At 69.6% G+C, this 12,528-nt stretch carries 15 protein-coding genes; 9 read left to right on the forward strand and 6 right to left on the reverse strand.

What is annotated here, in order from left to right; translation table 11 throughout:
* The first annotated feature begins 28 nt into the window (after nt 1–28).
* Both ABD331_RS28920 and ABD331_RS28925 read left to right on the forward strand, forming a co-directional pair.
* Nucleotides 29–406: a cupin domain-containing protein gene (locus ABD331_RS28920; RefSeq protein WP_344481123.1), complete on the forward strand. Its 378-nt coding sequence runs from the start codon at nt 29–31 to the stop codon at nt 404–406.
* Nucleotides 407–419: 13 nt separating this feature from the next.
* Complete coding sequence (locus tag ABD331_RS28925; protein ID WP_344481125.1) at nt 420–839, forward strand: cupin domain-containing protein; 420 nt, start codon at nt 420–422, stop codon at nt 837–839.
* Between the two features lie 30 nt (nt 840–869).
* Here the strand turns inward: ABD331_RS28925 and ABD331_RS28930 are convergent, their stop codons facing one another.
* Nucleotides 870–1,631, reverse strand: coding sequence for an HhH-GPD family protein (locus ABD331_RS28930; protein WP_425566071.1), 762 nt, complete (start codon nt 1,629–1,631; stop codon nt 870–872).
* Nucleotides 1,632–1,860: 229 nt separating this feature from the next.
* Here ABD331_RS28930 and ABD331_RS28935 point away from each other — a divergent pair, with 229 nt between their 5' ends.
* The 3 genes from ABD331_RS28935 to ABD331_RS28945 all read left to right on the forward strand — a co-directional run bounded on the left by ABD331_RS28935 (nt 1,861) and on the right by ABD331_RS28945 (nt 3,329).
* The gene (locus ABD331_RS28935) at nt 1,861–2,550 is read left to right on the forward strand and encodes a hypothetical protein (protein ID WP_344481131.1); all 690 of its coding nucleotides are present in this window, start codon (nt 1,861–1,863) and stop codon (nt 2,548–2,550) included.
* 132 nt (nt 2,551–2,682) lie between these two features.
* The gene (locus ABD331_RS28940; RefSeq protein WP_344481133.1) at nt 2,683–2,931 is read left to right on the forward strand and encodes a type II toxin-antitoxin system CcdA family antitoxin; all 249 of its coding nucleotides are present in this window, start codon (nt 2,683–2,685) and stop codon (nt 2,929–2,931) included.
* Nucleotides 2,928–3,329, forward strand: a complete 402-nt coding sequence (locus ABD331_RS28945) for a DNA-binding protein (RefSeq protein WP_344481136.1) — start codon at nt 2,928–2,930, stop codon at nt 3,327–3,329. The genes ABD331_RS28940 and ABD331_RS28945 overlap by 4 nt, the downstream gene beginning before the upstream one ends.
* 459 nt (nt 3,330–3,788) lie before the next feature.
* Here ABD331_RS28945 and disA read toward each other — a convergent pair whose 3' ends face one another.
* The 5 genes from disA to ABD331_RS28970 all read right to left on the reverse strand — a co-directional run bounded on the left by disA (nt 3,789) and on the right by ABD331_RS28970 (nt 8,044).
* On the reverse strand, nt 3,789–4,865 hold the full coding sequence (disA, locus tag ABD331_RS28950; protein ID WP_344481139.1) for a DNA integrity scanning diadenylate cyclase DisA: 1,077 nt from the start codon (nt 4,863–4,865) through the stop codon (nt 3,789–3,791).
* 39 nt (nt 4,866–4,904) lie between these two features.
* Nucleotides 4,905–6,311, reverse strand: a complete 1,407-nt coding sequence (radA, locus tag ABD331_RS28955) for a DNA repair protein RadA (RefSeq protein ID WP_344481142.1) — start codon at nt 6,309–6,311, stop codon at nt 4,905–4,907.
* A gap of 313 nt (nt 6,312–6,624) precedes the next feature.
* A complete protein-coding gene (trxA, locus tag ABD331_RS28960) occupies nt 6,625–6,930 on the reverse strand; it encodes a thioredoxin (protein WP_148438941.1) in 306 nt (101 codons plus the stop codon).
* 3 nt (nt 6,931–6,933) lie between these two features.
* A complete protein-coding gene (locus ABD331_RS28965; protein ID WP_148438942.1) occupies nt 6,934–7,302 on the reverse strand; it encodes a MerR family transcriptional regulator in 369 nt (122 codons plus the stop codon).
* A 43-nt stretch (nt 7,303–7,345) separates the two neighbouring features.
* Nucleotides 7,346–8,044 carry a class I SAM-dependent methyltransferase gene (locus ABD331_RS28970; RefSeq protein WP_344481147.1) on the reverse strand — a complete coding sequence of 233 codons (699 nt, stop codon included), beginning with the start codon at nt 8,042–8,044 and terminating at the stop codon, nt 7,346–7,348.
* A 56-nt stretch (nt 8,045–8,100) separates the two neighbouring features.
* On the opposite strand from ABD331_RS28970, the gene ABD331_RS28975 reads away from it, so the two are divergent.
* The 4 genes from ABD331_RS28975 to ABD331_RS28990 all read left to right on the forward strand — a co-directional run bounded on the left by ABD331_RS28975 (nt 8,101) and on the right by ABD331_RS28990 (nt 12,502).
* On the forward strand, nt 8,101–8,910 hold the full coding sequence (locus ABD331_RS28975; protein WP_344481149.1) for a sugar phosphate isomerase/epimerase family protein: 810 nt from the start codon (nt 8,101–8,103) through the stop codon (nt 8,908–8,910).
* Nucleotides 8,907–9,680 (forward strand): class I SAM-dependent methyltransferase, encoded by a 774-nt coding sequence (locus tag ABD331_RS28980; protein WP_344481152.1) that lies wholly within the window; start codon nt 8,907–8,909, stop codon nt 9,678–9,680. Before ABD331_RS28975 ends, ABD331_RS28980 begins: the two co-directional genes overlap by 4 nt.
* On the forward strand, nt 9,677–10,258 hold the full coding sequence (locus ABD331_RS28985) for a TetR/AcrR family transcriptional regulator (protein WP_344481154.1): 582 nt from the start codon (nt 9,677–9,679) through the stop codon (nt 10,256–10,258). Before ABD331_RS28980 ends, ABD331_RS28985 begins: the two co-directional genes overlap by 4 nt.
* Nucleotides 10,259–10,396: 138 nt before the next feature.
* Nucleotides 10,397–12,502: a (Fe-S)-binding protein gene (locus ABD331_RS28990; RefSeq protein WP_344481156.1), complete on the forward strand. Its 2,106-nt coding sequence runs from the start codon at nt 10,397–10,399 to the stop codon at nt 12,500–12,502.
* The last annotated feature ends 26 nt before the right edge of the window (nt 12,503–12,528 follow it).

The following is a 12,528-nucleotide window of genomic DNA, read 5'->3' on the forward strand; positions in this document are numbered from 1 at the left end:
AGTTGCCTATCTTAGGGGGTGCGGCGCCGTGACCGTCATCCGTGACGCCGAGGCGCGCCGGTCGGAGACTCCGGGGGGCGTCATGACGACGCTCGCCTCGCCGGCGCAGGGAGGGGCCACGCGGTCCCTGTGGAAGGTCGAGGCCAGGGCGGGAGCCGTGGGGCCCGTGCACGACTTCGACAGTGAGCAGGTGTGGAGCTGGGTGGCCGGGGCGGCGACCGTCGAGCTGGGCGGGGAGACGTACACCGTCACCGCCGGCGACACCGTCGTGATGCCCGCCCGCACGGTACGCCGGGTCCTGGCCGACCCCGGCACCGGCTACACCGCTCTCGTCACCGCGCCGGGTGGGGCCCGAGCCTTCGGCCCCGACGGCGTCGAGTTCGGCGTTCCGCCGTGGATCGTTTGAGAGGAGATCGACGATGACCGTTGTTCCGGGAGCAGACTCCCGCAGGATCGAGACCCCGAACGGGGTCATGACCACGCTCGCGTCCCCCTCGCAGGGCGCCGCCGGGCAGGTCGCCATGTGGCGGGTGGACGCCAAGCCGGGGATGGTGGGGCCGGTGCACGCGTTCGACGCCGAGCTGGTGTGGACGTGGCTCGACGGGCGTGCCGTGGTCGAGCTGGGCGGGGAGCGGTACGAGGTGTCCGCGGGCGACACGATGGTGTTGCCCGCGGATGTGAGCCGGCGGATGTTCGCCGATGGGGAGCGGGGGTTCGTTTCCGTGGTGGTCGCTCCGCCCGGGGCTCAGGTCTACAACCCGGGTGGGGTGTCGGAGGCGGACGCCTGCGATCTGGCTCCGAAGGATGACGAGCGGCTCGTGCCGCCCTGGGTCCGTTAGGGCGCGTGGGATCGGCGGCGCGCGGAGCCGTCAGGAGGAGTGCGGCAGCCGGTACGTGCCGTCGTCGAGCGCCTCGGCCAGCCCATCGGCCACCAGCCCGTCCAGGGCCCGCTCCCGCTGCACCGCGTCATCCCACACCACGTCCAGCGCCATCTTCGGCACCGGCCCGTGCGCCTCACGCAACACCGCCAGCAACCGCCCCCGGCACTGACGGTCGGTCCCCGCGTACGTCTGCCCCTTGCGCGCGGGCCCGGCGTGTGGCGGCTTGCCCGCCAGCCGCCACTCGCACACATGCGTGATCGGACAGTCGGCGCAGCGCGGCGCACGCGCCGAGCACACCAGCGCCCCCAGCTCCATCACGGCCACACCCCAGCGGGCCGCGCCCAGCTCGGGCAGCAGGCTCTCCGCCAGCCGCCGCTCGGCCGCCGAGGTGGCGACCGGCGGGTACTCCTCGGCGCGCACCGCCCTGGCGAACACCCGCCGCACGTTCGTGTCCAGCACCGCGTGCCGCCCGCCGAACGCGAAACTGGCGACGGCGGCGGCCGTGTACTCGCCGATGCCGGGCAGCGCCAGCAGCGTCGCATGGTCGGACGGCACCTCGCCGCCGTGCTCGTCGGTGATGGCGCGCGCGCACGCGTGCAGCCGCAGCGCCCGGCGCGGGTAACCGAGCCGCCCCCAGTGGCGAACGGCCTCGCCGGGCTGCTCGGCGGCCAGCGCCTTCGGAGTGGGCCAGCGCTCCATCCACTCGTGCCAGATCGGCAGCACGCGGACGACCGGCGTCTGCTGCAACATGATCTCGCTCACCAGCACGCCCCACGGGGTCGCGTCGGGCGCCCGCCACGGCAGATCCCGGGCGTTGTCCTCGTACCAGTCGAGAACGGCGGTGTGCAGGACGTTCGGCTCAACCACGCGGTCAAGCGTAGGGGGCGATGCCAACCCTTGGCGCGCCGACGTTCCAGGAGATGCCATCCATCGGCGTGTCGTCACTCACTGTCGTTGCCCGCTCACCATCCTGTGCTGTATGGACCCGGATACGATGCGTGGCGACGGCGGTGACATCTACTGGCGCCGCCGGATGAGCGTGCTGGTGGCGGTGCTCGTCGTGGTGGCCGTTGTGGCGTGGGCGTGCTCCAGCGGCGGCAGCGGCCCCGAACGTTCGTCCAGCGCGCAGTCCTCACCGAGCGCGAGCACCAGCGCGCAGCCGACACCGGCCGCCGACCCGCTCCTCGCCGGCCTGCGCACCCTCGCCATGGGCACCGCCAGCCCGTCCCCCACGCCCACCCCCAAGGCGGCCCCCTCCGAGCGGCCCAGGAAACCGGGGGAGCCCTGCCAGGAGAAGGACCTCGTCCTCAGCCTCCAGGGCGGCAAGGAGCAGATCTTCGCCGCCGGCTCCCGTCCCACCTTCCTGGTCACGCTGGTGAACACCGGCTCGGTCATGTGCAAGGCCGACATCGGGCCGCGCGCCATGGAGGTCCGGATCACCTCGGGCGCCGACCGCATCTGGTCCACGGCCGACTGTGTGAGCGGGGCGGGGACCGAGGTCGCTGAGTTGCAGCGGGGGGTGCCGTACGTGCGGTCGCTGGAGTGGGATCGGCGGCGGTCCAGCGCCGACTGCCGGTCCGCGTCTTCTACCGCGTTGCCGGGGACTTATGTGGCTGTGGCGCGGATGGGGAAGATGCGTACCGAGAAGGGCGTTTTCCACCTGCGTTAGTGCGTATGGGTGAGCAGTGTCGATCAGCCGCCAGGGGTGGCGAGTTTGAGCAGATGGCACAACGCCTCACCTTTCATGGCGGCTTTGCCGAAAGGCTAGGTCGGATCGCGCATACCGCAGTATGCTTCTCGTATGGCGGACACAACGCGCATCACAGTGACGCTGCCGGCTGACCAAGTCGCGGAGTTGAAAAAGCTTACCGACAACATCTCCGGCTATGTTGCCGAGGCGGTGGCTCGTCAGCTCCGGCATGAGCTCTTGGGTGCCGATCTACGTCGGCACCAGGAAGAATTCGGAGAGTTCACCGAGGAGGAACTGGCCCAGGCGCGCTCTCGGATCTTCGGAACACCCGACGCCTTCGGCTCCTCGAGTGCGGCATGATCGATCATGTAGAGACCGTCGTCCTCGACGCCCAGGGACTGTCGGCCTGGGTTGCGGGGGACCGGAAGACTCTGGCGATGTTCCAGGTCTTTCACGCGATGGGCGCCGACCTCGTCATAGGCGCCAACACCATCGTGGAGGTCAGCCACGAACGGGTGAACCTGTCCCGGTTGCAGTGGGTGCTTTCCCACATCAAGGTAGAGCCGGTGACCAAGGCTGCGGCGAAGGCATCCGCTCAACTGCTCAAGGTCGCAGGACTGCACGGACACAAGCACGCGATCGACGCGACGGTCGCCGAGATGGCGCTGCGTCAGCCTGGGCCGGTGGCCATGTTGACCTCCGACGTCGATGACATGGCACGGCTGTGCGGGAACCGCGTCCGGCTTATCAGCGTGTAGAGGTCCTGAGCTTGGCTCTACAGCGGGTGAAGGTGGTGCCCTTCGGCTGACAGGACGGCAGCCTCGCGAAAGGTGTGGGTGGGCGCCGCAGCCATGCTGTACGGGTTTCTCGCACGCATCTGTGCCTTGAAGGAATGTCGTAAGTCGAGCTTTGGCCAGGTCAAGTGGCCTTGATTTCATGCGGCGGGCTGCTTCCAAGGGGCAGAGCATAGGCGTGCTTCCAGGTTGGTCACATCTGGAGGGCCGAAGACCCAGGTGTTGCGTCCGGGGAGCGCGAGGGGCTGGCAAGCCCCTCGCCCCGGTGCTCGTGGCGAAGCCGCGAGCACCGGACAGGCACAGCCCGAGCCGAAGGCGAGGACCCTTGTTTCGGGGCGGGCTCCCAACGGCCAACCCGGTAAATGGGATTGGGGCGGGTGGGGTTTGGGAGAAACGCCCGAGCGACCAGCGAGGACCTTGCTTTTAAACGTAGCGCTCGAGGATGGAGGATTCGGCCAGCCGGGAGAGGCCTTCGCGGACGCTGCGGGCTCGGGACTCGCCGACGCCGCCCACCGCCTGTAGGTCGTCGATGCTGGCCGCCAGGAGTTTTTGCAGGCCGCCGAAGTGGTTGACCAGGCGGTCGACGACCGTGGCCGGGAGGCGGGGGACCTTGGCCAGGAGGCGGAAGCCTCGGGGGCTGACGGGGGTTTCCAGCTGGTCGGTGCCGTTGTGGCCGAGGACGTGGGCGACGGCCGAGAGGTCGAGGAGGTCGGCGCCGGAGAGCTTGTCGAGCTCGTGCAGCGCCTCCAGGAGGCGTTTCTGGCGGCGGCCCGCGGGGGCGGGGAGGTAGTCGCGGATGACGAGTTCGCGTTCCGAGTCGACGCCCGCGACGAGTTCGTCGAGTTGCAGGGACAGGAGGCGGCCGTCGGTGCCCAGCTCGACGACGTAGCCCTTGATCTCGTCGGAGATGCGGCGGACCATTTCCAGGCGTTGCGCGACGGCGGCGACGTCTCGGACGGTGACCAGGTCTTCGATCTCCAGGGCTGAGAGGGTGCCGGAGACCTCGTCGAGGCGGTGTTTGTAGCGTTCGAGGGTGGCCAGGGCCTGGTTGGCCTTGGACAGGATGGCGGCCGACTCCTCCAGGACGTAGCGGATGCCGTCGAGGTAGAGGGCGATGATGCGCATCGACTTGCTGATGGCGATGATCGGCAGGCCGGTCTGCCTGGCGACGCGCTGGGCGGTGCGGTGGCGGGTGCCGGACTCGTCCGTGGGGATGACGGGGTCGGGGACGAGGTGGACGGCGGCGCGCACGATCTTGTGTTCGTCGCTCAGGACGATGGCGCCGTCCATCTTGGCCAGCTCGCGGAGCCGGGTGGCGGAGAAGTCGACGTCCAGCTCGAAGCCGCCGCTGCAGACCTCTTCGACGACCTTGTTGTAGCCGAGCACGATGAGCCCGCCGGTCTGCCCGCGCAGGATCCGTTCCAGGCCGTCGCGCAGAGGTGTGCCCGGCGCTACCGCGGCCAGGGCTTCGCGACGGCGGTCGTCCAGACTCCTATCCACCTGACCCCCGTGTCGATCGGTCACCTCAGCTTAGCCGTGCTATGTGACGTGTGTGAGAGCGTCCCAGACGTTCTCGGCCTGGACCACCTCGAACCCCGGCGCGAACGCGACCGGCCCGACCGGCACCAGGGCGCGCTGGCCGCCGCGCCTGCCCGTGCCTTCTTCGAGGGATCCGGCGGGGACGAGGGCGCGTTTGAAGCCCAGGCGGGCCGCCTCCGTGAGCCGCCTGCGTACGTCCTTGACCGGGCGCAGCTCGCCCGCCAGGCCCACCTCACCGAGGGCGACCAGGCCAGGGGGGAGGGGTTTGTCGCCGGCGGCGCTGGCGACGGCGAGCATGACGGACAGGTCGACGGCGGGGTCGGCGAGCTTGATGCCGCCGACGGTCGCGGTGAACACGTCGCAGCCGCCCAGGCGGGCGTTCAGCCGGCGCTCCAGGACGGCGAGCACCATCTGGACGCGGTAGGTGTCGAGCCCGGACGAGGTGCGCCGGGGCTGCTGCGCGTCGGTGCGCGCCACCAGGGCCTGCACCTCGGCGGGCAGCGGGCGGGTGCCTTCGACGGTGACCGTGACGCAGGTGCCGGGGACCGGCTCGCTGCGCCGGGAGACGAACAGCCCGCTCGGGTCGGTGATGCCCTCGATGCCGCGTTCGTGCAGGTCGAAGCAGCCGATCTCGTCGGTGGGGCCGAACCGGTTCTTGATCGCGCGGACCATGCGCAGCCGGGAGTGGCGGTCGCCCTCGAAGTTGAGCACGACGTCAACCAGGTGCTCCAGCGTGCGGGGGCCGGCGATCGAGCCCTCCTTGGTGACGTGGCCGACCAGGACGGTGGCCAGGTTGCGCTCCTTGGCCATCCGGACGAGGTTGGCCGCCACCTCGCGCACCTGCGTCACCCCGCCCGGCACGCCGGTCGCCTGGGCGGAGCCGATCGTCTGGACCGAGTCGACGACCAGCAGCCTCGGCTGGACCTTCTCCACGTGCGTGACCAGCGCCGACAGCTCCGTCTCCGCCGCCAGGTAGAGCTGGTCCTGGATGGCGCCGATGCGGTCGGCGCGCAGCCGCACCTGGGCCGCAGACTCCTCGCCCGTCACGTACAGGACGGTCGCGCGCTCCGCGATGCGCGCCGCCGCCTCCAGCAGCAGCGTGGACTTGCCGATGCCGGGCTCGCCCGCCAGCAGCACCACCGCGCCGGGCACCAGGCCGCCGCCCAGCACCCGGTCGAGCTCGGCCACGCCGGTGGTGCGGGCGGTCGCCACCTCGGCCTTGACCTGGCCGATGGGCAGGGCGGGGGCCGTGGTGGCGCCGGCCTGGACGACGTTGACGCCCGCTCTGGCGCCTTCCTCGTCGACCGTGCCCCAGGCCTGGCATTCTCCGCATCTGCCGACCCACTTGGTGGTGCGCCAGCCGCATTCGGCGCAGCGGTATCCGGGTTTCGGGGCAGTCTTGGCCATGCGGTGCAGGTTAGCGGGCGGTGCCGACATTCTTCGAGCGTCAGGTCGTGACGTGGCGGGCGTGATGTGCGCCCCGGTCGGTAGGGACCGGTGCGCCCGCTGCCGGGACCGCTGCGCCCAGCCGCCGCGCGGGAAGGCGTGGGCGCGGGGGCGCGGGGGCGCGAAGGCGGGCGCGTGGAGGCGCCAGGCGAGGCCGGGCTAGGCCAAGCCGGGCGCGATGGGCGCACGTGGGGGTGCGGGCGCGAAGGGCGCACATGGGCGCACGTGGGGGGTGCAGGCCCGGAAGGTGGACGTGGTAGGCGTGCGCGTGGGGCTACGCCAGGCCGAGCTCGGAGACGAGCATGCGCTTCGGCTTGGCGCCGACGACCTGCTTGACCGGCTCCCCGTTCTCGAACAGCAGCAGCGTCGGAATCCCCATCACCCCGTACCGGGCCATGATCTCCGGATTCTCATCGGTGTTCAGCTTGCCGATGGTCAGCCCGTGCTCGGATTCGATCTGCTCCAGCACGGGCGCCACCATCCGGCACGGCCCGCACCATTCGGCCCAGAAGTCCACGAGGATCGGCTTGTCGCTCTTGAGAACCTGCTCCTCGAAGTTGTCCGTGGTCAAAGTGATCATCTTTCATCCCCTCACAAAGCAACCTGGGCACGATTGGGCGAGCTGGGCGGCCACCTCGGCGCGGCGGTTGAGCAGGACGCGGATCTCCTGGTCGATCTCGCTGAGCTTGCGCTCGTAGACCTCGACCGACTCGGCGCAGGAGCCTCCGGTGCTGTGTCCCTGGCGCAGGCAGTCGACGAACGGCCGGGTCTCCTCCAGGGTGAAGCCGATCTGGAGCAGGGCCCGGATCTCGGAGACGAGCCTGACGTCGTCCTCGCTGTAGGCGCGGTAGCCGTTGGAGGCGCGCCGGGCGCGCAGCAGCCCGTGTTGCTCGTAGTAGCGGAGCGAGCGGGTGCTCACTCCGGTGCGTTCCGCCAGCTCACCGATGCGCATGCCCCCACGGTAAACGTTGACGTCGGTGTCAAGGTCAAGGGGTTCAGAAGTAGCGCCAGCGCAGCACGTTCGGATAAGCGAGCTCCAGGCCGGGGGTCTCGGCGATGGCCCGCTCGGCCACCTGGGGGGTGAACTCGATGCGCAGCACGGCTTCGAGGTCGGCGCGCCGCTGGAAGACCATGCGCAGGTCGAGCTCGCGGCGCTGCCAGCCGTTGCGGTCCCAGAACGTCTCGACCTCGCGGGCGGAGTAGGTCGGCACGGTGTGCGAGAACCAGCGCCCGAACGATCCGCGGGTGGCGTCGAGGTCGAGGACGAAGGCCGCCCCACCGCGCCGTACGACGCGGGTCAGCTCGCGCAGGCCCGGCTCGCAGCCGGGCCCGAAGAAGTACGCCCAGCGTGCCATGGCCACATCCACCCCGGCGTCGGGCAGCGGGAGGTACTGGGCGGTGGCGGCGTGCACGGTCACGTTGGGCAGGGCCGCGCAGCGGCGGCGGGCGAGGGCGGCGAGGTCGCCGTGCGGCTCCACGCCGATCACCTGGGACGCCTCGGCGGCCAGGACGGGCAGGTGGTAGCCGGTGCCGCAGCCGATGTCGAGCACGGTGGCGCCGTCCCAGGGGCGCAGGGCGCGCATGGCCGCGTCGGCCGCGCCATCGGGATCGACGGCGCGGTTCTCCAGCTCGTAGATCTGGGGCGTGTTCCAGATATTCGGGCTGGGGATCGCACCTTTCGCTATCCGTGTCATGCCCCAACGCTAGGGGCTGACGCGCCATATCGGCTTCTCCGGCTTAGGCTGGCAACGTGGCTGATGTCATCCGCGTGCCCAATGCGAAGATCGCATTGTCCACCGCCTCGGTATATCCGGAACGTACGCCTGACGCGTTCGAGCTGGCCGCGCGCCTGGGTTATGACGGCGTCGAGATCATGGTCGGCGCCGACCCGGTGAGCCAGGACATCGATGTGATCGAGCGTCTTTCCGAGCACTACGAGTTGCCCGTTCTGGCCATCCACGCGCCCTGCCTGCTGGTGACGCAGCGGGTTTGGGGCCGGGACCCGTGGGCGAAACTGGTCAAGGCCCAGAAGGCGGCAGAGCGTCTGGGCGCCTCGACGGTCGTGGTCCATCCGCCGTTCCGCTGGCAGCGCGACTATGCCCGTGACTTCGAGAACGGGCTGGCCAGGATGCGGGACGAGACGGATGTCACGTTCGCGGTGGAGAACATGTTCCCGTTGCGCGCCAGGGGCAACGACGTGGTGCCCTACTCGCCCGACTGGAACCCGATCGACTACGACTTCCCGCAGGTCACGCTGGACCTGTCGCACACCGCCGTGTCGGGCTCCGACGCGATGGAGATGGCGGTCAAGCTCGGCGACAGGCTCGCGCACCTGCACCTGGCCGACGGTCTGGGCGTGACCAACAAGGACGAGCACCTGGTGCCTGGCAGGGGCAACCAGCCGTGCGCGCAGATGCTGGAGCGGCTGGCCGGCACGGGTTACTCGGGGCTGGTGGTCCTGGAGGTCAACACCCGTAAGGCGGCCAGCAGGACCGAGCGGATCGACGACCTGGCGGAGGGGCTCGCCTTCGCGCGGCTGCACCTGGCGGCGTCCACATGAACACAGGGCCGATCAAGGATCTGGGCAGGACGTTCGACCGGGTGGCCGACGCCTACGACGCGGGCAGGCCCGGGTATCCGGACGAGGTGTACCGGGCGCTGACGGAGGTGTCCGGGGTGGAGCTCGACGGGGCCACGACGGTGGACGTCGGGGCCGGCACGGGCATCATGTCGCTGGCGCTCAAGGCGCGCGGCTCGCACGTGATCGCGGTGGATCCGGGGGAGGCGATGCTGACGCGCCTGGTCTCCAAGAGGGGCGGCCCGGACAGGACGCGGGTGGGCGCCGTGCTGGCCGACGGCAACGCGCTGCCGCTGGCCGACGAGGTGGCCGACCTGGTGACGTACGCCCAGTCGTGGCACTGGCTGGACCCGGTGGCCTCGATCACGGAGGCCCGGCGCGTGCTGCGTCCCGGCGGCGCCATCGTGGGCTGCTGGAACCTCAACCACGCGGCGCAGGCCGGCTGGCTGGCCGCCTACGAGGCGCGGCTGGCGCAGGAGGTGCCCGCCTACTGGGGGCCGGCGGTCGAGCAGTGGTCGGTGCCGCCGATCGCCTCGTCGTTCGAGGTGATCGAGGAGCGCTGGATCCCGTGGACCAGGCTGATCGGCGTCGAGGACTTCCTGCTGGATCTGCGCTCGCACTCGTACATGGCAGCGCTGTCGCCCGAACGTGCGGACGAGGTCGTGGAGGGGCAGCGGGTGGCGTTGCGGGAGGCGTTCCCCGAGGGGGTGCTGTCCGTGCCGATGCGGGTCTACCTGGCGGTGGGCAGGTGACGGTCAAGCGGAGGCCGGGGCGCAGGCCCGGGTCGGCCGACACGCGCGGGGAGATTCTCGCGGCGGCCAGGAAGGTGTTCGCGGAGAAGGGGTTCGACAAGGCGACGGTGCGCGGCATCGCGCGGGAGGCGCAGGTCGATCCGGCTCTGGTGCATCACTACTTCGACACGAAGGAGGGCATGTTCGCGGCGGCGATGGAGCTGCCGATCAACCCTCAGCAGATCATCCCGGTGCTGCTCGACGGGCCGCGCGAGGAGACGGGGGAGCGGCTGGTCCGGCTGATCCTGCGGCTGACCGCCGACGAGAAGACGCGTGCTCCGATGCTGGCGCTGCTGCGCTCGGCCATGAGCAACGAGCAGGCGGTCGGGATGGTCAGGGAGTTCTTCACCTCGGCGCTGCTGTTCCAGGTGGCCGACCGCCTGGGGGTGCCGCATCTGCGGATCGAGGCGGCTTTCGCGCAGATGCTGGGAGTGGTCGTGGCGCGGTACGTGCTCAGGCTGGAGCCGCTGGCCAGCGCGGGTCACGACGAGCTGGTGGAGATCCTGGCGCCGACCCTCCAGCGGTACTTCACGGGTTAGAGCATTGTTCTAGAGACGGCGATGACCTTAGGGTATGTCGCGTAACCCAGTAAAGTTACTCGTGGGTAGGATTGCTGCACCATGCCTGCGCAGCGGGTGACCGTACGCTGACAGCAACGTCGTCTGTGGGAGGACCCCGTGCTCTGGGTAGCCGTCATCGGGCTCGTCATGACCGTCGCGGCGGTGGCCGTGGCCGGCCGCAGGGTCATGTTCCTGTTCAAGCTCGCCACGGTCGGGCCACCCGCGCCCGAACGCATCGAGTACGCCAGGACACATGTCGGCGACGAGGTCAAGGCGCAGCTCGTCGAGGTGTTCGGGCAGAAGAAACTGCTCAAGTGGACACCGTCGGGCGTCGCGCACTTCTTCGTCATGTGGGCGTTCTTCATCCTGCTGACCGTCTACATCGAGGCGTACGGCGCGATCATCCAGGGGGCGATCACCGGCACGCCCGACTTCCACATCCCGCTCATCGGGACGTGGGGCGTGCTCGGCTTCCTCCAGGACTTCATCGCGGTGGCGTGTCTGCTCGGCCTGGTCGCCTTCGCGATCATCCGCGTCAAGAACTCGCCCAAGACGCTCGGCAGGAGCTCCCGCTTCTCCGGCTCGCACCTCGGCGGCGCCTGGCTCGTCCTGTTCATGATCTTCAACATCATCTGGACGCTCTTCCTGGCCAGGGGCGCGGCGGCGGCCAACGGCAACTTCCCCTACTCCTCCGGTGCGTTCGTCTCGCTGGCGCTGGGCGACCTGCTGCCGCAGAACGCGCTGCTGGAGGAGATCGCGCTGCTCCTGCACATCGGCTTCATGCTGGTGTTCCTGGTCATCGTGGTGAACTCCAAGCACCTGCACATCTTCACCGCCCCGCTCAACGTGCTCTTCTCGCGCCGGCCCGACGGCCTCGGCGGCGCGCCCGAGATGCGGGTGGACGGCAAGCCGGTCGACTTCGAGGACGAGGACCTCGACCCCGAGCGGCTCGGCCGCGGCAAGATCGGCGACACCACGTGGAAGGGCTTCCTGGACTTCTACTCCTGTACGGAGTGCGGCCGATGCCAGTCGCAGTGCCCGGCGTGGAACACCGACAAGCCCCTGTCGCCGAAGATGCTCATCCTCGACCAGCGTGACCACGCCTTCAAGGTGGCCCCGTACCTGCTGGCGGCCTCGGCGGGCGTGGAGCACAAGGACACCGACGTGCTGGCGCTGCTGGAAAAGCCGCTCGTCGGCGAGGAAGGCGTGATCCACCCGGACGTGCTGTGGTCCTGCACCAACTGCGGCGCCTGCGTCGAGCAGTGCCCGGTGGACATCGAGCACATCGACCACATCCTCGACATGCGCCGCTACCAGGTGATGGTGGAGTCGTCGTTCCCGTCGGAGGCGGGGGTGATGGTGAAGAACCTGGAGAACAAGGGCAACCCGTGGGGCATGTCCGAGATGAAGCGGGCCGACTGGATCGAGGAGCTCGACTTCGAGGTCCCGATGGTCGAGGAGAAGATGCCCGAGGACACCGAGTACCTGTTCTGGGTCGGCTGCGCGGGCGCGCTGGAGGACCGGGCCAAGAAGACCACCAAGGCCGTCGCGGAGCTGCTGCACATCGCGGGCGTGAAGTTCGCGGTGCTCGGCCCGATGGAGGCGTGCACCGGTGACCCGGCCCGCCGCCTGGGCATGGAGTACCTGTTCAACATGCTGGCCCAGCAGAACATCGAGACGCTCAACGAGGCCGGCGTCAAGAAGATCGTGGCCACCTGCCCGCACTGCTTCAACACGCTGGCCAACGAATACCCGCAGCTCGGCGGCACCTACGAGGTCGTGCACCACACGCAGCTCCTGTCGAAGCTGGTGGACGAGGGGCTGCTCACCCCGGTCACCCCGATCGAGGAGAAGATCACCTACCACGACCCGTGCTTCCTCGGCCGGCACAACAAGGTCTACTCCCAGCCGCGCGACATCATGTCCAAGGTGCCCGGCGTGCAGACGCAGGAGATGCACCGGCACAAGGACCGGGGCTTCTGCTGCGGCGCCGGCGGCGCGCGCATGTGGATGGAGGAGCGCATCGGCAAGCGCATCAACACCGAGCGGGTGGACGAGGCGCTGACCACGAACCCGGACACGGTCTCGACGGCCTGCCCCTTCTGCATGGTGATGCTGGGCGACGCGATCAACGAGAAGAAGAACAACGGCGAGGCCAAGGAATCGCTGGAAGTCGTGGACGTGGCGCAGCTTCTGATCAAGTCGGTCAAGGGCGCGTCCTGACGCGAGATGTCGGACTCCTCCACACT

It is taken from the genome of Nonomuraea monospora (genome assembly GCF_039531895.1).
Lineage (GTDB): Bacteria > Actinomycetota > Actinomycetes > Streptosporangiales > Streptosporangiaceae > Nonomuraea > Nonomuraea monospora.